Source organism: Citrobacter sp. FDAARGOS_156 (assembly GCF_001559235.2).
Classification (GTDB): domain Bacteria; phylum Pseudomonadota; class Gammaproteobacteria; order Enterobacterales; family Enterobacteriaceae; genus Citrobacter; species Citrobacter youngae.
Window position 1 is genome coordinate 3,326,963 of the sequence record NZ_CP014030.2, and the last position, 21,828, is coordinate 3,348,790.

Consider the following 21,828-nt stretch of genomic DNA (forward strand, 5'->3'; position numbering starts at 1 on the left):
CCTTATCCGGCATACAGACGCATGAAGTAGAAGTAGGCCGGATAAGCGCAGCGCCATCCGGCCTTTTTTTACAGCGCGATATCCGCCACGGCTTTCTGCTCAGGCTGCGGTTGCGCCTGAGGTTTTAGCTGTGGTTTCGGCGCTTCATCAGCAACCTGCGGTTTATCGTACTTCAGACCCAGTACTTCGCTGGTGTATTGCAGCTCTTGCTCCGTAGCCTCAACGTTGCCGTTCAGCTTCGTGCCATAAGACGGAATAATCGTTTTCAGCTTCGCCTGCCATTCCGGGCTGGCAACTTTATCTTTAAACACTTTTTCCATCAGATGCAGCATGATCGGTGCCGCGGTTGATGCCCCCGGTGATGCACCCAGCAGCGCAGCAATGGTGCCTTCTTTATCGCTGACCACTTCGGTTCCCAGACGCAGAACGCCGCCCTTCTCCGCATCACTTTTGATAATCTGCACACGCTGGCCTGCCTGCCATAAACGCCAGTCTTCTTTTTTCGCCTGTGGATAGTACTCTTGCAGCGCGGCAAAACGCTCGTCGTCGCTGAGCATGACCTGGCTTACCAGATATTTGACCAGATCGAAGTTATCCAGACCCACGTTGACCATCGGCATAAAGTTCGACGTGGTGGTAGAACTGAGCAGATCCCACAATGAACCGTTTTTCAGGAACTTAGTGGAGAATGTCGCGAATGGCCCAAACAGCACTACACGTTTACCATCCAGAATACGGGTATCGATGTGCGGTACGGACATCGGCGGCGCACCAACGGAGGCCTGACCATACACTTTCGCCAGATGACGATTGACCACATCAGGGTTTTCCGCCACCAGGAACTGCCCGCCAACCGGGAATCCGGCATAGCCTTTCGCTTCCGGAATGTCGGTTTCCTGCAACAGCTTCAGGGCAGCGCCACCGGCACCGATAAAGACAAACTTCGCCTTAATAGCGTGTTCCGCTTCATTGTTTTTCAGATCAGCAACCGTGACGGTCCAGCTATTATCCGCGTTACGCTTAAAGCCGCGAACTTCGGTGCTCAGTTGCAGCGCAAAATTAGGTTTTTTCTGCAACGATGCAATCAGCTGGCGCGTAATTTCACCGTAGTTCACGTCAGTACCGATCTCGGTACGCGTTGCCGCAACTTTCTGTTTCGGATCGCGACCTTCCATAACCAAAGGCGCCCATTCTTTAATCTGCGCGTGATCTTCAGAGTAGCGCATACCGCGGAACAGGGTGCTTTGCTGGAGTGCCGTGTAACGGGCACGCAGGAAATTCACGTTCTCGTCGCCCCAGACAAAGCTCATATGGGGAACAGTGGTGATAAACGAGCGGGGTTCATGCATCACGCCGTTGTTGACCTGATACGCCCAGAACTGGCGGGAAATCTGGAAGGCTTCGTTAATTTCGACTGCCTTTTCAATACTGATGCTACCGTCAGCCTTTTTAGGCGTGTAGTTCAGTTCCATCAGTGCGGAGTGGCCTGTTCCGGCGTTGTTCCAGCCGTTTGAACTCTCCTGAGCAACGCCATCCAGTCGCTCTACCATGGTCATTGACCATTGCGGCTCCAGCTCCTGTAAATAGGTTCCCAGTGTGGCGCTCATGATGCCGCCGCCAATCAACAGTACATCCGTTTCCTGCTCTTCCGCCGCTTTCGCTTTTGCTGCCATCGAGACAACATTCAGCCCTACAGCCATGGTGAAGAGCATGGCAGTCACTTTTTTCATAATGTTAATGCCTTACTTTTAGTATCGCTTTTTGCTTTTTATGCAGGTGAAAATCGAGCGGTAACAACGGTAACACTTAAGTAAAAATAATTAAATATTGTTTATAAATTATATTTAAATTTTAAAAATGTTATTAATACGTTGATTCTTTATATGGTTATTGACAATCATTTCTGGAAACCTCCCCGTCAGACGGGTACTATGCTGCGCTTTGCTATTCACCGCACGGATGCCTGTCGGTCTGCTGTCATCAGGCCTTTTCTGACCTGAGAGTAACTATGTCTGCAACACACTCTTCCTCTGCCGCGGTGGCAGAACACACCACCCACACCGTGTTACGCCACCCCCGCCTGCTGGTTCGTGAAACGCTGGCCGGTGTGGTAACCGCCCTGGCTCTGATCCCGGAAGTGATCTCTTTTTCCGTTATTGCTGGCGTCGATCCGAAAGTCAGCCTGATAGCCTCGGTCGTACTGTGCCTGGCGATGTCCTTTTTAGGTGGGCGTCCGGCAATGGTTACCGCCGCTGCAGGATCGGTTGCATTAGTCATTGGCCCGATGGTGCATCAACACGGCGTGCAGTACATCCTGCCTGCGGTAGTGCTGGCCGGGATTATTCAGATCCTGTTTGGTGTGTCAGGAATGGCGCGTTTGATGCGGTTCATCCCTACGGCCGTGATGACAGGATTTGTCAACGCGCTGGGTATTTTGATTTTCTTTGCCCAGGTCCCGCATTTCTGGGGGAAAAGCCCGCTCATCTGGGGGCTGTTCGTCCTGACGCTGCTGATTGTGCTGTGGGTTCCGCGGTTTATCAAAGCCATCCCCGCGCCGCTGATCGCTATCGTGCTGCTGACGGTGTTCACTGTCACCAGCGGGCAACTGTTACCGACTGTCGGTGACGAAGGTTCAATGAGCGGCGGTTTGCCGGGCTTGACGCAGTTACTTGTACCACTCAACCTGCAAACGTTAACCATTATCTGGCCCTGCGCGCTGAGCATCGCTTTTGTTGGATTGATGGAATCGCTATTAACTGCCCGACTGGTTGACGACCTGACGGTCACCCCGTCGAATAAAAACCGTGAAAGTACCGGACTGGGCGTAGCCAATATCCTGGCCGGTTTTTATGGCGGCATCGCCGGATGCGCGATGATCGGTCAAACGATTGTCAACGTTGAGATGGGGAAAGCTCGCAGCCGCGTTTCCACGTTTGCCGCCAGCCTGGTCTTGCTGCTGCTCGTCACCGCACTCAGCGAGGTGATGGCAAAGATACCAATGTCAGTACTGGCGGGAATTATGGTGATTGTGGCGGTAAAAACGTTTAGCTGGCACAGCATCCGACCCGCGACGCTGACCAACATGCCGGTCACCGAAACGCTGGCAATGTTGGTTACCGTCGCCGCGACAGTCTCTACCGGCAACCTGGCGATTGGCGTGGTTGCCGGCGTGATCACGATGTTGATACTGCCGCGCATCGTCAGTAGGAAACGGGCGTCTACATCAAAAACAGCGTCGCCAGACCCAGAAAAATAAAGAATCCGCCGGTGTCGGTGATAGCGGTAATCATGACGCTGGAGCCGACCGCCGGATCGCGCCCGAGCTTCACCATCGTCATCGGAATGATAACGCCCATCAGCGCCGCCATCAGCAGATTGAGCATCATTGCCAGGGTCATCACGCCGCCCAGCGCCATATCATCGTACAGCCACCAGGTGATGCCGCCCATGATGCCGCCCCAGACAAGGCCGTTGATCAGCGCTACCCCCATCTCACGCAGGATCAGAAACGTCAGGTTGCCGGGCTGAATATTCTGCAACGCCAGCGCCCGGACAATCATGGTGATGGTCTGATTACCCGTATTACCGCCAATCCCTGCCACAATTGGCATCAGCGAGGCCAGCGCCACCAGTTGTGAAATGGTGTGCTCGAAACCGTCGATTACCCGCGAGGCGATAAAAGCGGTACAGAGATTAATTGCCAGCCACGCCCAACGGGTTTTTACCGCTTTAGTGACCGGAGCGAATACATCCTCTTCGGCACTTAAGCCCCCCATTCGACGCAGATCGGTATCGGTTTCTTCATAAACCACGTCGACGATCTCATCGATGGTTAAGCGTCCCATCAGTTTGCCTGAGGGATCAACCACCGCAGCACTAACCAGGTTGTCACGTTCAAACGTACGCGCAGCATTCTCGGCGATATCTTCCGGAGAAAATGTGAGCGGATCGTCCTCCATCACTTCGCTGACTTTACGCTGCACGTCATTGAGCAGAATACAGGTTAGCGTCAGTTCACCCACCAGCACTTTATTGCGATCGGTTACGAAGAGTTTATCGGTGTTCTCCGGCATTTTTCCCAGCCGCCGCAAGTACCGCTGCACCACTTCCAGCGTCACGTCCGGACGTACGGTGATGACTTCGAACTCCATGATCGCACCGACGCGATTCTTCTCGTAGTGCAGCACCTGACGTACGCGCGCACGCTCTTCAGCAGGCAATGATGCCAGCAGTCGACCGGTAAGGTTACGGGGTAAATGCTGTACCAGATAAATCTGTTCGTCGATATCGAGATATTGCAGCGCATCCAGTAGCTCGCGGTCACTCATCTCGTCGATCAGGTCATCCCACACATTTTCTGATGCTTCAAGCAGGACGTTGCCGCGTTTTTCACTTTCGACCAGTCGCCACAGGGCGTGACGCTCTTCGGAGGGCAGTGCTTCGAGGGTATCGGCCAGATCGGGTGGCGGCAGATGCGCCACCAGAGCCCCTACCTCAGCAATATCGTCGGCTAACGTGCCGACGTCATATTGCTCAGCCAGGGTAAGCTTGCCCAACAGTGTTGAAATAATGGCTTTATCAGTGGTCAGCAGCCAGATTAGACGCGCACGCTCTTCATCACGTAGCCTGGCGCTGTTTTTGTTTATTGCGGACATTAATCATAAATCCATGATATGAAATATCATCAATCATGATGCCGAATTATGTAAATAACAATAAACGAGGCCGCCGGGTGGATAAAAAACCGGCGGCATGTGGGATCATGCAGTGCGCGCCACCGCATCGCGCGAAGCCGCATCGCGTTCATCGCCCAGCAGTTCACTCAATTGCCCATTACGCATTTCCAGCAAACGGTCTGCATGAATAAAGTAATGATCGTCATGACTAATGGCGAAAATGGTTTTGCCCATCTCCTGCATCAGCGGCAGCAACACCTGGTAGAATTCACGCCGGAAATGGGGATCCTGATCGGCGGCCCATTCATCCAGCAGAATGATGTCGCGCTCCTCTGCTAAGGCCAGCAACAGCGCCACACGCTTTTTCTGCCCTTTCGACAGCTTCAGGTTGAGAATGCGCCCGTCGTTCAGTTCCAGCTTGTGCGCCATTTGCAGATGATCCAGCCACTTCGCTACCAGCGCCGGAGAAGCGTCTCTGCCTTCAGGTCCCAGCAATTTGTCAAACAGCCAGACGTCGGTAAACACCGCGGAGAACAGCTTGCGGTAGTCCTCCGGTTTTTCGACAGCAACCGCCTTGCCATCCAGTAAAATCTCACCAGACTGTGGCTGGTATAGCCCGGTCAGCAACATCGCCAGCGTAGATTTCCCACTACCGTTACCGCCAATCAGGAAGATCAGTTCACCACGATGAATGGTCAGATTCACTGGCCCAACGGCGAACGCATTATCCTGATAGCGGAAAACCACGTCGCGCAACTCCAGCGTTTGCCAGTCCGGAAATGCGGTTGGCCGTGGGAATTCAGCCTTGAAGGAGGCCAGGGAGAACTTATTCAGCTTGTTGAACGCCACCTGTGCAGTCAGCAGCGTTGGCAGCGCGCCGACGGCAGAGAGCAGCGGCGTGCGCAGGAATAGCAGCGTCAGCGAATAGGTCGCCGCCACGGCGGTATCCGCCCAGCCCAGACTGTTGGCCATCCAGAACACCAGGCCAATAGCGCCCAGCATCATAATGTTCGACCAGTTGACCGCGCTCAGGTGGAAGGTATCGGCACGGATAATATGATGACGGTACTCTTTGGCATCCGGGACGTACAGCTGATTAAAGATATGCTCCGCACGTTCCCGGTTGAGCGTCAGCTCTTTGCGCCCTTCCAGCACCGTCTGGTAGTCGTTGTACAGCTTGTCTTCGGTTTCACGCAGGGTAGCCATGTGTTTATACACCCGCGCCACCAGCACAAATCCGCCCCAGATGGTGATTGCCATCCAGATTGCCGTCACCAGCAGCATTTTAGTCGACAGCATCGCCAGATACGCCGCCGACCCCACGGTCAAAATAATCCCCTGTACCAGCTCAGGCAGGCGGACAAAGGCAATGGTAATGTTACGGATATCGCTGGTTAAACCGGCCAGTAACGAGGCGCTACCGATTTGCTCGATACGCTCGACGTGGGTGTCCAGAATTCGTTTGATAAATTCGCTACGCAGACGGTAGACAAAGTGGTGCCCCAGCGTGGTGAGCGCCAGCTGTGAACCGAGGGTGACGACCATCAGTAACAGCAGCAGGCCAAGAAACTCCGGTAGCACCATCAGCGTGGTGTCGACCGTTTCAATCAGGCGCTGATTAATAAACGCAATCAGCCCAATCCCCAGCGCGGCACTGACAAGGCTGAGCGCCATGACGCTGATAAATGGCCAGCGATACTGCCGCCAGACAAGAAGTAAAAGTTCCATGCAAACAACCCGGACAAGTAATAACAGCCCGCAGTTTAAACATCTCTTCGCTGACAGCAATAATAATTCTTATTTTTATTCTTTTTTACCTGCCTGGCGAAACGTCAGGTTATAACGACAATCTCCCGTCAATGGATGATACCCCGTCTTAAGCGGCTGGACGCCATGATAAAACAGCCGCGAGTTTCCCCCCCATACCACCACATCACCATGCTCCAGCAATACTCGCTTTAAGGGATCGTTGCGCCGTAAGCCGCCAAACTGAAAAATCGCCGGCAGGCCCAGCGATACAGAGACGATAGGCGCTCGCAGGTCAGGCTCATCTTTATCCTGATGTAAAGACAGTTTTGCCCCCGGCGTATAGCGATTAATAAGGCAAACATCCGGTTGAAAATCAGGATAGCCTGCGGCCGTTGCCGCCTGTTGGCACAGCTCAGCAAAGACCTCGGGTAATGGCGGCCAGTGAACGCCGGTTAATGGATCGACCGGTGAATAGAGGTAGCCATGTTGATCCGTTGTCCAGCCCAGATGGCCGCAATTCGTCATGGCTACCGACATCGTATAACCGCCAGGGGTGACCATCTGGCGAAACGGCGACTGTCTGGCTGTCGCCGCGATTGCCCGCAGTAAAGCGGGGGCGGATTCAAATGCAAAGCGCCGCAAAATCACCGCACCTGACGCCAGCGGCTCGTGCCAGGGTTTCTCATCTGCAAAGAGATCGAGCATTACGTTTCCTCGCGGGTGGCTTCACGTTGCAACAGTTGCGCCTTGCGCGTTATTCCCCAACGATAGCCAGAAAGCGCGCCATCACCGCGGATTACGCGGTGACACGGGATCACAATCGCCAGCTTGTTCGCCGCGCAGGCGCTGGCTACGGCACGCACCGCCTTCGGCTTGCCGATAGTGCTGGCAAGTTGCTGATAACTCACCGTCTCACCACAAGGGATTGCCCGCAGCGCTTGCCATACCTGCTGCTGAAAGGCGGTTCCCTGAATATCCAGCGGCAGTGACAGTGCGGTATTGCGCGTGTTAATCACGGCGATCACCTCACGCACATGTTGTTGAAACTCCGTATCGGCGGGCTCGTCACGTGCCGTCGGAAACAGTTCATGCAATTCTGCTATCAGCGTAGCATCGTCGTCGCCCAGCAAGATCGCGCAGATACCCCGTTCACTTTCCGCCACCAGGCAACGGCCGAGGGCGCAATCTGTGAGGGTATAGCGCACAGAAACATTACCGCCGCCTTGACGAAATTGCCTGGCGGTCATGCCTAACGCCTGATCCGCTTTGCGGTAATAGCTGCTGCTGTCGGGGAATCCGGCGTCAAGAATCGCCTGCGTGACCGGTGCGCCTTTTGCCAGCGCGTCACGCAGGCGACGGGCACGCCACGACTGTTGCCAGGCTTTGGGGGTCATCCCGGTGGTGGCTTTGAACAGGCGATGCAGGTGAAACGGGCTCATCGCAACATGCTGCGCAAGAGCCTCCAGTGTGAGGGGGGACTCCTGCTCCAGCAACTGACAGGCGTGGGCTATTTTGTCCAGCCGCTGCTGTTGCGCGCTATCTTTGTCCGGCCGGCAGCGTTTGCAGGGACGAAACCCTGCCGCCTGTGCCTGCTCGGCATCCGCGAAGAAACTGACATTTTTGCGCAGCGCATGTTTTGCCCGACAGGACGGTCGACAAAAAATGCCTGTAGTCTGAACAGCAAAAACAAACTGACCGTCAGCCCTGGCGTCACGATCCAGCACAGACTGCCAGCGTTCATCATCAGTGATGTGTAAGAGATTTGTCATGATGGACTCCTTTGTTAAGCATAGCGCTTAGCCTCAGTGTGTCCGCATTGCGGGTTATAAAAACCCGCAATCTTGCTTTTTAATTTTTTTCGCTGACCAGGAAGCTTTTAAACTGCGGCGACATCCAGGTGCTAAACCCTTCGCCTTCTTTAACAATCATATACACCGCTAACCCTTCGCGACGCACAACCTCTTTGGCTTTTTGCGGGCCAAGCACCATTAGCCCGGTATCCCAACCATCAGCCTCCAGCGCCGTGGGTGCAATCACCGTCACAGAGACCAGATTGTGTTCAATCGGACGGCCGGTTTGCGGATCGATGACATGGGAAAGACGCTTGCCATCCAGTTCGTAATAGTTGCGATAGCTACCGGAGGTGCTGATACCATGCCCATTGATATCGACAATCGCCTGGACCGCGTTTTCACGATCGGTCGGTTTCTGTATTGCCACACGCCACGGTTGCCCCTCGGCATTCATTCCACGGCTATTCAGCGCGCCGCCAACAGAAACCAGATAGCGGGCGATCCCTTCCTGTTCCATCAATCGCGCCAGATGGTCAGCCGCATACCCTTCCCCCACGGTGGAGAGATCAACGTACAGCGCCGGCAGATCTTTCTGCAGATAATTCTGGTGCGCCTCATTAACAACCTTCAGATGTGAAAGTCCGGTTTGCGCTTTTGCAGCGTCAATTTGCCCTTGGGTGGGAATATGTAGCGGTTGCCGATCCGGGCCAAAGCCCCACAGGTTGACCAACGGACCGACGGTGATGTCCATCGCGCCGTCGGTTTTTGCGCCAATACGTAACGCCGATGTCACAATATCCGCCAGCGCATCATTCACCGGCCACGGTGACAAGCTTTTTGACAGGTTAAAACGCATCAGCGCAGAATCATTCTTATAGGTAGAAAGCAGTTGATCATCAGCATCGAGCTGAGTCTGGATCTTCACCTGCAACTCCCCGGCACGTTTGGCATCCACGCCAACCACACTGACCCGCCAGAAAGTGCCCATGGTTTTGCCTTCCAGGACTGTCGCGGTTGAGGACGGGGTCTGGGTTGATTTCGGGGCCTCATCGCACCCGACAAAAAAGAGTGTTACAGCCAGGAGCGCTGCACGACAAAAAATCATATCCATACGTGATTACCCTTATGAAAACGGGCGCAAGAGTACACCAAAAAAGAGTGTTTGTACGTCAGAAAAACGGCATTAAAAAAGGCCCCGTAGGGCCTTTGATAGAAATAGATACAGATTAGAACTGGTAAACCAGACCCAGTGCTACGATATCATCGGTAGAGATACCTGCATTACGGGTGAACTGGTTGTCATCCAGCAGGTTGATTTTGTAATCAACATAGGTAGACATGTTTTTGTTGAAGTAGTAGGTCGCGCCAACATCAACATATTTCAGGATATCCTGGTCGCCGTAGCCGTTGTCCAGATCTTTACCTTTTGACTGCAGGTAAGCCACGGACGGACGCAGACCGAAGTCGAACTGGTACTGCGCAACAGCTTCAACGTTCTGTGCTTTGTTAGCCCAGCCCAATTTACCTGCACGCGTTGCGTTGTAGGTCTGGGTGTACTGTGCTGCCAGGTACACATTGTTCGCGTCGTATTTCAGACCGCCAGTGTAGGTTTCAGCACGATCGCCGGTACCGAAGTTCAGCTTGTTCTGCTCATCAGTACGTTTGGAGCTGGTGACTGCGGTACCCAGGGAGAAGCCTTCGCCGATATCATAAGTGATAGATCCGCCGACGCCGTCACCGTTCTGATTCAGTGCGTCACGACCGTTGCCAGTCACGCCGGTCATGCCTTCACCTTCCGGACTACCGTTTTTACCCTGGTACTGCAGGGCAAAGTTCAGACCATCAACCAGACCGAAGAAATCGGTGTTACGGTAGGTTGCAAAGCCGTTACCACGCTGCTGCATGAAGTTGTCAGAACCGTAGGTATCGCCGCCGAATTCCGGCAGAACGTCGGTCCAGGACGTGACGTCATAAACCACGCCGTAGTTACGACCGTAGTCGAAAGAACCTGCATCAGCGAATTTCAGACCGGCAAACGCGACACGCGTCCAGGCGTTGTTTTCGTTTTCAGAGGAGTTACCCATGATCTGGTATTCCCACTGGCCGTAACCGGTCAGTTGGTCGTTAACCTGGGTTTCACCTTTGAAGCCGATACGCATATAGGTCTGATCACCATCTTTAGTAGAGTCATCAGAGAAATAGTGCAAACCGTCGACTTTACCGTACAGATCTAATTTGTTGCCGTCTTTGTTGTAAATTTCAGCCGCATTTGCTGCGCCTGCTACCAGCAGAGCCGGTACCAGGAGGGACAGTACTTTAACTTTCATGTTATTAACCCTCTGTTATATGCCTTTATTGCTTTTTTATGCCACTGCTCACTGGCTAACCCTCATTAACCAGTCGGCAACTTCATTCTCCGCAAAAACACAGAATAATCCAACACGAATATGATACTAATACTTTAAAGATGTTTCATTTATCTATGTAGATGTTTCAAAACATTAACAAAAGGGAACTTTTTTTAATTAAGAAAATGGAGAGAATAAGCACGAATAGTCAAGAATCATTACAAAATATATATAAATCAATAAAGTACACAAAGCGCAACCATAGCACTGAATGATAAAACAAAATCTTCACTCGCAACTAAAATAGACTCGCTATCATCATTAACTTTATTTATTACCGTCATTCATTCATGAATGTCTGTTTACCCCTATTTCAACCGAATGCTCTGCGTTCGGTTTTTTTTTACCCTTCTTTACACAAACATCGCGGTTCTGTGCTACCGATGAAAAACTATAACGACTATTAACTATCTCACCTGTTCACCATCGCATATAAATCAGGCAAATAATTTCTTGTTATTTAATGCTAAATCTGTAGGTTTCATACCTTTATTTGTACTGATAGTGACCGGCTGTACACGTTTGCATTGCCTGCCTGGCAACGATACACAGCAATAAAAAACGCAGCTCCGCAGATGTTGCGTAAGTATGGCAATTCATACATTACCCTTTATACTGCCCCTTCATCTTTAGCGTCGTTTTAACAGGTCATAAACACGAATGAGTCAGTCTGACACAACGGCTTCTACCCGATTCTCCCTGCTTCCGGGAAGTATTACCCGTTTCTTCTTATTACTGATCGTGGTGCTGTTGGTGATGATGGGCGTGATGGTCCAGAGCGCGGTCAACACCTGGCTTAAAGATAAGAGCTATCAGATTGTCGATATCACCCACGCTATTCATAAAAGGGTAGATACCTGGCGATACGTGACCTGGCAAATCTATGACAATATTGCAGCGACAACCAACTCATCGACTGCCGACGGGTTACAGGAAACCCGACTCAAGCAAGATGTCTACTATCTTGAAAAACCCCGTAGAAAGACTGAAGCGCTGATTTTCGGCTCGCATGACAGTTCTACGCTGGAAATGACCCAGCGGATCTCAACCTATCTGGATACACTGTGGGGCGCGGAGAATGTCCCATGGTCTATGTATTATCTGAATGGTCAGGACAATAGCCTGATTCTTATCTCAACATTGCCGCTGAAAGATCTCACCTCCGGCTTTAAAGAATCGACAATTGGCAACATTGTCGACTCGCGCCGCGCTGAGATGTTACAACAGGCCAATGCGCTCGATGAGCGTGAAAGCTTCTCGTCCCTTCGCCGGCTGGTCTGGCAAAACGGTCATTACTTCACGTTACGCACAACCTTTAATCAGCCAGGGCATCTGGCAACCGTGGTCGCGTTTGACCTGCCGATTAATGATTTGATCCCCCCGGGCATGCAGTTGGACAGCTTTCACCTGGAGCCCGATGCCACGTCTACGGCTGAACATCTCAGTGAAAAAGAGTCGCCTGACAGCGTCAGCATCAACTTTAACAATAGCAAGATTGAGATCTCTTCAGCGCTAAATTCAACGGATATGCGACTGGTCTGGCAGGTTCCCTTTGGTTCATTACTGCTTGATACGCTGCAAAGCATTCTGCTGCCGCTGTTACTGAATATCGCTCTGCTGGCGCTGGCGCTGTTTGGCTATACCACTTTCCGCCACCTCCCTGCCCGCTCAAACGAAGTAGCGCCAAACCTTGCCGCAAATAATGAACTCCGGGTGCTTCGTGCAATCAATGAAGAAATTGTTTCGCTGCTGCCGCTGGGGTTATTGGTACACGACCAGGAATCCAACCGCACGGTTATCAGCAATAAAATTGCCGACCACCTGCTGCCACATTTAAATCTGCAAAATATCACCAGCATGGCGGAGCAGCATCAGGGGGTAATCCAGGCCACAATCAATAATGAATTGTATGAGATCAGGCTGTTCCGCAGCCAGATCTCAGCCCGCACGCAGATCTTTATCATTCGCGACCAGGACCGCGAAGTGCTGGTAAATAAAAAGCTGAAACAAGCGCAGCGACTGTATGAGAAAAACCAACAGGCTCGCGCCGCCTTTATGCAAAACATTGGTCGCGCACTGAAAGATCCCGCCAAAACGCTGGCCATCAATGCTGCCGCACTCAATACGCCCGACAGCCACAAACTGGCAAACCAGGCAGACGTTCTGGTACGTATGGTCGATGAGATTCAGTTGGCCAATCTTCTGGAAAGCGATGACTGGAAAAGTGAATCAACGCTGTTTTCCGTGCAGGCGTTAATTGACGACGTAGTGCCTGAAGTACTACCCGCCATCAAGCGTAAAGGGTTGCAGCTGCTGATTAAAAATCACCTGAGCGCCAATGATGAGCGCCGCGGCGACCGCGATGCCCTGCGTCGTATTTTGCTGCTACTCATCCAATATGCCGTGACCACAACGCAGATTGGCAAAATTACGCTGGACGTCGACCAGGATGAGTCGGAGGCAGAGCGTCTGACCTTCCGTATTCTGGATACCGGGGAAGGCGTCGCGCTGAATGAAATTGATAATCTGCACTTTCCGTTCAGCAATGACACGCAGAGCGATCGATATGGCAAAGCGAATCCACTCACGTTCTGGTTGTGCGATCAGCTAGCGCGCAAACTGGGTGGACATCTGAATATTAAAGCGCGGGAAGAACTTGGAACGCGTTATATCGTCCATGTTAAGATGCCGCTGCATGACCAACATGCTGATAATGAAGAACGGCTGTTAGATGACGTCTGCGTGATGGTTGACGTCACCTCGAATGACGTACGCAGCATTGTATTGCGTCAGCTGGAAAACTGGGGAGCAACCTGCATCACGCCCGATGAGCGACTGAATAGTCAAGAATATGATCTCTTTATCACTGATAATCCGTCTAATCTTACTGCCTCGGGCTTGCTTTTAAGCGATGATGAGTCTGGCGTGCGAAAAATTGGCCCCGGTCAGCTGCGCGTCAACTTTAATATGAGCAATGCTATGCAGGAAGCTGTCCTGGAGCTAATAGAAGAACAACTGGCGCAAGAAGAGATCCAGGAACTCCCCCTCGGCGGTGATGAAAACGCCGAACTTCATGCCAGTGGTTACTATGCACTCTTTGTAGACACAGTACCGGATGATGTTAAGAGGTTGTATACTGAGGCAGCAACCAGCGATTTCGCTGCGTTAGCCCAAACGGCCCATCGCCTGAAAGGCGTGTTTGCCATGCTTAATCTGGTACCCGGCAAGCAGTTATGTGAAGCGCTGGAACATCTTATTCAAGAGAAAGATGCTCCAGGTATAGAAAAGTACATCAGCGACATTGACGTTTACGTCAAGAGCTTGCTGTAGCAAGGTAGCCCAATACATGAACACTATGAACGTAATTATTGCCGATGACCATCCGATTGTACTGTTCGGTATTCGTAAATCACTTGAACAAATCGAATGGGTGAACGTTGTCGGCGAATTTGAAGACTCCACTGCACTGATCAACAATTTGCCTAAATTAGATGCTCATGTGTTGATTACCGATCTCTCAATGCCGGGAGATAAATATGGTGATGGGATCACGTTAATTAAATATATCAAACGCCATTTCCCGAGCCTGTCGATCATCGTTTTGACCATGAACAACAACCCGGCCATCCTGAGCGCGGTACTGGATCTCGACATTGAAGGGATCGTGCTGAAACAAGGTGCGCCAACTGACCTGCCGAAGGCGCTGGCGGCGCTGCAAAAAGGTAAGAAATTCACCCCGGAAAGCGTCTCTCGCCTGCTGGAAAAAATCAGCGCCAGCGGTTATGGCGACAAACGCCTGTCACCGAAAGAAAGTGAAGTTCTGCGCCTGTTTGCCGAAGGCTTCCTGGTGACTGAAATCGCTAAAAAACTCAATCGCAGTATTAAAACCATCAGTAGCCAGAAAAAGTCTGCAATGATGAAACTCGGCGTGGAAAACGATATCGCCCTGCTGAATTACCTGTCATCCGTGACGTTAAGCCCGTCAGACAAAGAGTAATTCGGTTTCATATCATCTGCCTGATGGCACCGCGTTTATCTGGCCTACGAACAATACAGTGTTGTGTATGTTCTGTAGGCCGGATAAGGCAAACACCGCTACCCTGCCTCTTTTATCCCCGCGTTTTTCTTACGCGATCCGCATAGACCGTTAGCGTCTGCTTCAGCACGTCTAGCGTCACTGGCTTGGATAAGCAACTGTCCATTCCCGACTCCAGACAACGCTGCTTCTCTTCCGCCAAAGCATTGGCCGTCACACCAATCACCGGCAGCGTTAATCCCAGTTGGCGAATACGCTGCGTCAAGCGATAACCATCCATATTCGGCATGTTGACGTCGCTCAGCACGATATCAATATGGTTTTTACTCAACACATTGAGCGCGTCCACACCGTCGTTGGCGGTTTTACACTGATACCCCAACGATCCCAACTGATCGGCCAGTAAACGACGGTTAATCGGATGATCGTCAACCACCAGAATCATCATGTCATCGTTTGTGGCTCCCACTTTGTCCGGAGCTGGTAGTGCGGTGGAAAGCGCTTCACTGCCCAGTTCAACGCTGTAGATATGCGCCAGCAGCGCCGGCAACTCGTGCGGTGATGCCACGCTGTGCACCCACTCGCCAGGCGTTCTTTCCAGCGGAATACCAATGTGGCGACGACAGAAAATCACCGTGGCTCGTCCCTGCCACGCCTGATCCAGCACATCATCAGCAATCAATACATCATTTGCATCAGGTTGCTGCCCCTCATAACGCAGCACCGTCATCCCGGTACGCGTGAGGCTGGATTCGATAAAGTGATAGAGTGACGCGTTTCGCACCGCCAGCCAGCAGCGGGTACTGGCAAGACCGTCCACACTTTTATTCTGTGGATACTGGGCTCCATACAGCGGTATCCGCAGCGTAAACTGGCTCCCCATCCCCGGTTCAGAATCAACGGAAATATCCCCGTCCATCATGCTGATCAGTTTTTCACAGATAGCCAGACCTAACCCGGTCCCCTGGAAATTACGCTGCACGCCCGTCCCCACCTGGAAGAAGGGATCGAACAGACGAACGACTTCTTTGGCCGGGATCCCCACGCCAGTATCACGCACACGAATGCTGAGGTAGTCGCCGCTGCACTGAACGTGCAGCACAATACAGCCGGTATCGGTGAATTTAATAGCATTACTCAACAGGTTAGAAATGACCTGCTGCAAGCGCATCGGATCGCCATTTAATGCCACAGGCACATCCGGTTCAATGAAACAGTACAATCCCAGTTGCTTGCGTACCACCAGGGGCAGATAGTTGGCCGTAATATGGCTCATCACTTCCCGCGGTGAAAATTCGCGCGGTTCAATCTTCAACTGTTCGGATTCAATTTTCGAGAAATCAAGAATATCGCTGATAATCTTCAACAACAGGCTGGAGGAGTTATTCATCGCCGTCACCAGGCGATCCACTCCGCTGGGCAGTTCTTTCGTTTGCAGCAAGTCAAGGTTGCCGATAATGCCATACAGCGGCGTGCGTAGTTCATGACTCACCGTCGCAAGGAACATTGATTTTGACTGGCTGGCCTGTTCCGCCGCCTGCGCCATCTCCTGTAACGACTCTTCCATTTTCACACGCGCACTCACATCGACCAGGACGCATATGGCTACGTTCTCATTGCGATAACGTGAATGCACAAAGCTGATTTGCAGATTGGTATTATTGCTGGTCAACACATCGACGAAATTAACCTGCTGGCCGCAGATAATTTGCGTCAACCGTTGCCTGTCTTCATGCGTCAGCATGTTGAGATAGGTATGCGCCAGCTCGTTGCTCAGAATGTTAATGCCATCAATTGTGCGCAGAATACAAATACCGACCGGCGCAGAAGCCACAATTTTACGGTTAAACTGTTCATGCTCTTCCAGGCGCTGGGCATCGCTTTCCGCTGGAATAAAAATACGCCGCTCATACATGCGCGTCAGCATAAACAACGCCGCACCTACCAGCACATTCAGCAGAACCGCATTCAGGATCATCATGCGTATCCGCTCCAGCACCAGATCGACCGGCACGGAGTACACAATACTGAGCGATGATGGCGGCAGGTTTTTCTTCAACACCAGATTGCGAAAACCCGGCGTGTAGCCAAACCACGAGCGCTCCTGCATCCAGCGCGGTTCAGACTGAATATTGCCTTCAGGACCGGTGAGTGAAATCAGCGCATGACCATTTTCATCAAGGATTGTCACCCCCATCGGCAAACTGCCCGGCGTGAAGAAGTTCTCCATACGAATCGGCTGTTCCACACCCAGCAACGCCTGCAGACGATTGGCAAGATAGACCGGCGTCAGCGCATAAAAATACCCCACGCCCGGACGCGGTCCCTGGCTTATCCAGAACAGGTTATTGCCGTTTTCTTCCTGCGGCGCATTGCGATACTTAATGATGCGCTCATGCAGTGCTTTCAGCGCCTCGTCACGTTCGACAGGCATATCCCGCAGACCGAAATTGGCCATGCAGAGGTTATCGCTGCCGATCAGGAACACACGGTTCAAATCATAAGCCGCTGAGAAATTGTCGCGCCAGTAGCGCATAAACCACGCCAATGACTCCAGCGAGCCACGCCAGGCATTACCCATCACCGCACAGTCGGAATCGGCAAACAGCGGTTCAAAATTCGGCACCACGGTTTTATCATCCCGTGCCCGCAATGACATCACGCCGTTTTCTGCCGTTAATCGGTTTTCAGCAATGTATTTCAGCTCTTTTATCACGTCAGAAGTACGCTGAATGTAGCGTTGAGCCTGGTCGGAGCTGAGATTAAACTCCTGGCGGATCTCAGACTCTCGCTGGTGCAACGCATTCACAATGTAGAACACCGACGCAAAAGCAATCAGACACCAGACCAGTAAGGCCAGCGCTCTGAACAGGTAGCGTGAGACTTTTAGAGTTGAATGAACGGAAGCAAGGTATTTCAAAGGGGCGAAGCTCCGCCTCAGGATATCAATAGAGTGTGGTTAAGGTAGCGGTAAATGTCCGACGTCGCAATGCCCTCTCTTTACGGGAATATGATACACCGCTCTGACACCGTTGTCTTAACCCCTGATAATCGTCGTTTGCCTAAAAAACACTGCACGGATGTGAGAATGCGCAAGCTGAGATGGCTGACGCGTCGTTTATACCCGCGACGTTTACGCAACCAAATGATCATGATGGCCATTCTGATGGTCATTGTGCCGACGATTTCTATTGGTTATATCGTAGAAACCGAAGGCCGGTCAGCAGTCTTATCTGAAAAAGAGAAAAAACTGTCATCGGTGCTCACTCTGCTTAACGGCGCGCTGGGCGATCGCTTTAGCCACTACGCGGATTTACCGCGTGAAGCGCGCATTCGGGCGCTGAATCTTGAGTTGGGGCCCATCACCGAACGGATCACCCAGGCATTTCCTGGCATCGGTGCGGGGTATTACAACAAAGCACTGGATGCAATCATCACCTACGCCCCCTCTGCGTTGTACCAAAGTAATGTCGGTATCACCATCACCGAGGATCACCCCGGTCGCGAAGTGATGCGCAGCAACGCACCTGTGGTTTTTTCCGGACGACAGGTTCGTGGCGACATCCTCAACTCCATGATCCCCATCGAACGGCAAGGTGAAGTCATTGGCTATATCTGGGCGAATGAACTAACGGAAGATATCCGCCAGCAAGCCTGGAAAATGGACGTCAGGATCATTGCCGTACTGGCTGCCGGACTCATCAGTAGCCTGCTGTTGATTGTGCTTTTCTCTCGCCGTCTCAGTGCGAATATCGATATTATCACCGACGGCCTCTCCACGCTGGCGCAAAAAACACCTGCCCGCCTGCCTGAACTGCCCGGCGAACTGGGGCAAATCAGCCGCAGCGTCAATGCGCTGGCACAAACGCTTCGGGAAACCAAAACCCTTAACGACCTGATAATTGAGAACGCAGCAGACGGCGTCATTGCCATCGACAGACAGGGTGATGTCACCACCATGAATCCGGCGGCAGAGCAAATCACTGGCTATCAGTTGCATGAACTGGTCGGACAACCCTATGCAACCCTCTTTGCCGATACTCAGTTCTCCAGCCCGGTACTGGATACGCTGGAGCACGGCACCGAACATGTCGCCCAGGAGGTGAGTTTTCCTGGCCGCGACCGCACTATTGAAATAAGCGTCACCACCAGCAGGATCCATAACGCGCATGGCGAACTAATCGGAGCTCTGGTGATCTTCTCTGATTTAACGGCCCGCAAAGAGACACAGCGCCGGCTGGCACAAACGGAAAGGCTCGCGACGCTCGGCGAGTTGATGGCTGGAGTGGCGCATGAGGTACGTAACCCGCTGACGGCAATCCGTGGCTATGTACAGATCATCCGCCAACAAACATCTTTACCAGAACATCAGGAATATTTATCCGTTGTGCTGAACGAAATTGACTCAATCAATAAAGTCATCCAACAACTGTTGGATTTCTCACGCCCGCGACAAAGCCAGTGGCAGCAGGTACAGCTCAATGCGTTGATTGAAGAAACGCTGATCCTCGTGCAAACCGCGGGCCTACAGGCTCGAATCACGTTTACCACGGAATTAGATACCAGCCTGCCAGCCATCGTCGCCGATCGCGAACTCCTCAAGCAGGTGATCCTCAATATTTTAATCAATGCGGTGCAGGCGATAGCCGCACGGGGCGAAATTCGAATCCGCACCTGGCAATACTCGGCCTCACAGCAGGCGGTGATGATTGAAGATAATGGCAACGGTATCGATATTGCCATTCAGAAGAAAATATTCGACCCCTTCTTTACGACCAAAGCATCAGGTACGGGTCTTGGACTGGCGCTAAGCCAGCGCATTATCAACGCGCATCAGGGGGATATCCACGTGACAAGTATGCCGGGCTGCGGCGCAACCTTCACCCTGATTTTACCTCTTAACCCGCAGGGAAATCCGTCAGAATGAAAACGACCTACCGTATTCTCATCGTTGATGACGAAGAAAATGTTCGCCGTATGCTTGCCACTGCGTTTTCCCTGCAAGGGCATGAGACGCACTGCGCCAGCGATGGAAAAGCCGCGCTGACTCTGTTTGCTGATACGCATCCTGACGTGGTACTGATGGACATCCGCATGCCAGAGATGGACGGTATTGATGCTTTGAAAGTCATGCGCGCCCAGCAGCCGCGGATCCCCGTTATTCTGATGACGGCCTACGCCGAAGTGGAGACCGCAGTGGAGGCTCTCCGTAGTGGCGCGTTTGACTATGTGATTAAACCCTTTGATTTGGATGAGCTCAATCTGGTCATTCAGCGCGCACTACAGCTTCAGGCAATGAAGCAGGAGATCCGCAATCTACATCAGGCGCTAAGCACCAGCTGGCAATGGGGGCATATCCTGACTAACAGCCCGGTGATGATGGATATTTGTAAAGACACGGCAAAAATCGCCCTCTCACAGGCGAACGTACTGATTAGCGGTGAAAGTGGCACAGGAAAAGAGCTGATTGCCCGCGCCATCCACTACAACAGCAGACGCGCCAACGGTCCCTTTATCAAAATCAACTGTGCGGCCTTACCGGAATCATTACTGGAAAGCGAACTGTTTGGTCACGAAAAGGGGGCATTTACCGGTGCGCAAACTCTACGCCAGGGACTGTTCGAACGTGCGCATCAGGGAACGCTTCTGCTCGACGAGATTGGTGAAATGCCGCTGGTTCTGCAGGCCAAACTGCTGCGTATTTTGCAGGAAAGAGAGTTCGAGCGCATCGGCGGACACCAAACTATTCGCGTCGATATCCGTATTGTTGCCGCCACCAATCGCTGCCTGCAAACAATGGTGAAGGAAGGAACGTTCCGTGAAGACCTGTTTTACCGGCTCAACGTGATTCATCTGACCCTTCCCCCGTTACGCGAACGCCGCGAAGACATCGCTCTGTTAGCGAATCACTTTTTACAAAAGTTTAGCTCAGAAAATCAGCGGGATATCATTGAGATCGATCCAACGGCGATGTCCATGCTTACAGCCTGGCCATGGCCAGGAAACATTCGTGAACTGTCTAACGTCATCGAACGTGCAGTGGTCATGAATACCGGCGCGGTGATTTTTGCCGAAGACCTGCCTGCGCAGTTCCGATCACCTGTCAGTACCGTAACAGAAGTAAAAGCAGTTCAGACCGGAGAACGCAATCTGAAGGAAGAAATTAAGCGTGAGGAAAAACGCATCATCCTTGAGGTGCTGGACAATCAGGATGGCAACCGCACCCGCACCGCGCTAATGCTGGGGATCAGTCGGCGCGCTCTGATGTACAAATTGCAAGAGTATGGCATTGACCCGTCAGGCTCCTGATACCTAAATTTGCTATGCAGAATTTTGCACACTGCGCAAAACTCTGCATAGCAACTCCACCTTCCTCTCGCCAGACAATAAAAAATAAACCATAAAATTCAAATAATTAAAAAATAATTTTACCATTTATCATTCTGGCACCCGGCTTGCAATTCCCTGAGCGTACCCAAAATGGAGTATGCAAAAGGGAAACATAATGAAAACAAAACTGATTACTTTACAAGACGCAGCGAGCCTCTTTCGTGACGGCATGACCATCATGGTCGGCGGTTTTATGGGGGTTGGCACGCCACCTCGCCTTGTCGAAGCCTTACTTGAATCTGGCGTCAGAGATTTGACGTTAATTGCCAACGATACCGCATTTGTCGATACCGGTATCGGCCCCTTAATCGTCAACGGTCGCGTGAGCAAAGTGATTGCCTCGCACATTGGCACCAACCCTGAAACCGGTCGCCGCATGATTGCCGGCGAAATGGACGTACAACTGGTGCCGCAAGGCACTCTGATTGAGCAAATTCGCTGCGGTGGCGCAGGCCTTGGCGGTTTTCTGACGCCAACCGGTGTCGGCACCGTAGTAGAAGATGGCAAGCAGACCATGACGCTCGATGGCAGAGTCTGGTTGCTCGAACGTCCATTACGTGCCGATCTGGCGCTGATCCGCGCACACCGTGCAGACACGCTTGGCAACCTGACCTATCAACTTAGCGCCCGTAATTTTAACCCACTGATTGCCCTTGCCGCCGACATCACACTGGTTGAACCGGATGAAATGGTCGAGATCGGTGAACTCCAGCCAGACCAGATCGTCACCCCTGGTGCCGTTATCGACCATATCGTCATTCCACAGGAGAGCTAAT

At 52.1% G+C, this 21,828-nt stretch carries 14 protein-coding genes; 6 read left to right on the plus strand and 8 right to left on the minus strand.

Annotation, left to right across the window (positions count from 1 at the left end):
* Positions 1–68: 68 nt before the first annotated feature.
* On the minus strand, positions 69–1,730 hold the full coding sequence (gene mqo, locus AL515_RS16365) for a malate dehydrogenase (quinone) (protein WP_061068193.1): 1,662 nt from the start codon (positions 1,728–1,730) through the stop codon (positions 69–71).
* Positions 1,731–2,008: 278 nt separating this feature from the next.
* Here mqo and AL515_RS16370 point away from each other — a divergent pair, with 278 nt between their 5' ends.
* Positions 2,009–3,256, plus strand: coding sequence for a SulP family inorganic anion transporter (locus tag AL515_RS16370; protein WP_061068194.1), 1,248 nt, complete (start codon positions 2,009–2,011; stop codon positions 3,254–3,256).
* Here AL515_RS16370 and mgtE read toward each other — a convergent pair.
* The 6 genes from mgtE to AL515_RS16405 all read right to left on the minus strand — a co-directional run bounded on the left by mgtE (position 3,219) and on the right by AL515_RS16405 (position 10,545).
* A complete protein-coding gene (mgtE, locus tag AL515_RS16375; protein ID WP_048211119.1) occupies positions 3,219–4,655 on the minus strand; it encodes a magnesium transporter in 1,437 nt (478 codons plus the stop codon). The genes AL515_RS16370 and mgtE overlap by 38 nt on opposite strands.
* Before the next feature lie 105 nt (positions 4,656–4,760).
* On the minus strand, positions 4,761–6,404 hold the full coding sequence (locus tag AL515_RS16380; protein WP_061068195.1) for a multidrug ABC transporter permease/ATP-binding protein: 1,644 nt from the start codon (positions 6,402–6,404) through the stop codon (positions 4,761–4,763).
* 75 nt (positions 6,405–6,479) lie between these two features.
* Positions 6,480–7,130, minus strand: coding sequence for a DNA oxidative demethylase AlkB (gene alkB, locus AL515_RS16385; protein ID WP_061068196.1), 651 nt, complete (start codon positions 7,128–7,130; stop codon positions 6,480–6,482).
* The gene (gene ada, locus AL515_RS16390; RefSeq protein WP_048211116.1) at positions 7,130–8,194 is read right to left on the minus strand and encodes a bifunctional DNA-binding transcriptional regulator/O6-methylguanine-DNA methyltransferase Ada; all 1,065 of its coding nucleotides are present in this window, start codon (positions 8,192–8,194) and stop codon (positions 7,130–7,132) included. The genes alkB and ada overlap by 1 nt, the downstream gene beginning before the upstream one ends.
* Before the next feature lie 79 nt (positions 8,195–8,273).
* Entirely contained in the window at positions 8,274–9,329 is a 1,056-nt protein-coding gene (gene apbE, locus AL515_RS16395) for an FAD:protein FMN transferase ApbE (RefSeq protein ID WP_061068197.1), read from the minus strand.
* A 115-nt stretch (positions 9,330–9,444) separates the two neighbouring features.
* Positions 9,445–10,545 (minus strand): porin OmpC, encoded by a 1,101-nt coding sequence (locus AL515_RS16405; protein ID WP_005129375.1) that lies wholly within the window; start codon positions 10,543–10,545, stop codon positions 9,445–9,447.
* A gap of 741 nt (positions 10,546–11,286) precedes the next feature.
* Between AL515_RS16405 and rcsD the strand changes: the two genes are divergently transcribed.
* On the plus strand, positions 11,287–13,956 hold the full coding sequence (rcsD, locus tag AL515_RS16410) for a phosphotransferase RcsD (RefSeq protein ID WP_048211113.1): 2,670 nt from the start codon (positions 11,287–11,289) through the stop codon (positions 13,954–13,956).
* A gap of 16 nt (positions 13,957–13,972) precedes the next feature.
* On the plus strand, positions 13,973–14,623 hold the full coding sequence (rcsB, locus tag AL515_RS16415; RefSeq protein WP_003027592.1) for a response regulator transcription factor RcsB: 651 nt from the start codon (positions 13,973–13,975) through the stop codon (positions 14,621–14,623).
* A 112-nt stretch (positions 14,624–14,735) separates the two neighbouring features.
* Here the strand turns inward: rcsB and rcsC are convergent, their stop codons facing one another.
* Positions 14,736–17,582: a two-component system sensor histidine kinase RcsC gene (rcsC, locus tag AL515_RS16420; RefSeq protein WP_061068198.1), complete on the minus strand. Its 2,847-nt coding sequence runs from the start codon at positions 17,580–17,582 to the stop codon at positions 14,736–14,738.
* 168 nt (positions 17,583–17,750) lie between these two features.
* Here rcsC and atoS point away from each other — a divergent pair, with 168 nt between their 5' ends.
* The 3 genes from atoS to atoD all read left to right on the plus strand — a co-directional run bounded on the left by atoS (position 17,751) and on the right by atoD (position 21,827).
* Positions 17,751–19,589, plus strand: coding sequence for a two-component system sensor histidine kinase AtoS (gene atoS / locus AL515_RS16425; RefSeq protein ID WP_048211111.1), 1,839 nt, complete (start codon positions 17,751–17,753; stop codon positions 19,587–19,589).
* Positions 19,586–20,971: an acetoacetate metabolism transcriptional regulator AtoC gene (gene atoC, locus AL515_RS16430; protein WP_048211110.1), complete on the plus strand. Its 1,386-nt coding sequence runs from the start codon at positions 19,586–19,588 to the stop codon at positions 20,969–20,971. Before atoS ends, atoC begins: the two co-directional genes overlap by 4 nt.
* Positions 20,972–21,167: 196 nt before the next feature.
* Positions 21,168–21,827, plus strand: coding sequence for an acetate CoA-transferase subunit alpha (gene atoD, locus AL515_RS16435; protein WP_061068199.1), 660 nt, complete (start codon positions 21,168–21,170; stop codon positions 21,825–21,827).
* The last annotated feature ends 1 nt before the right edge of the window (position 21,828 follow it).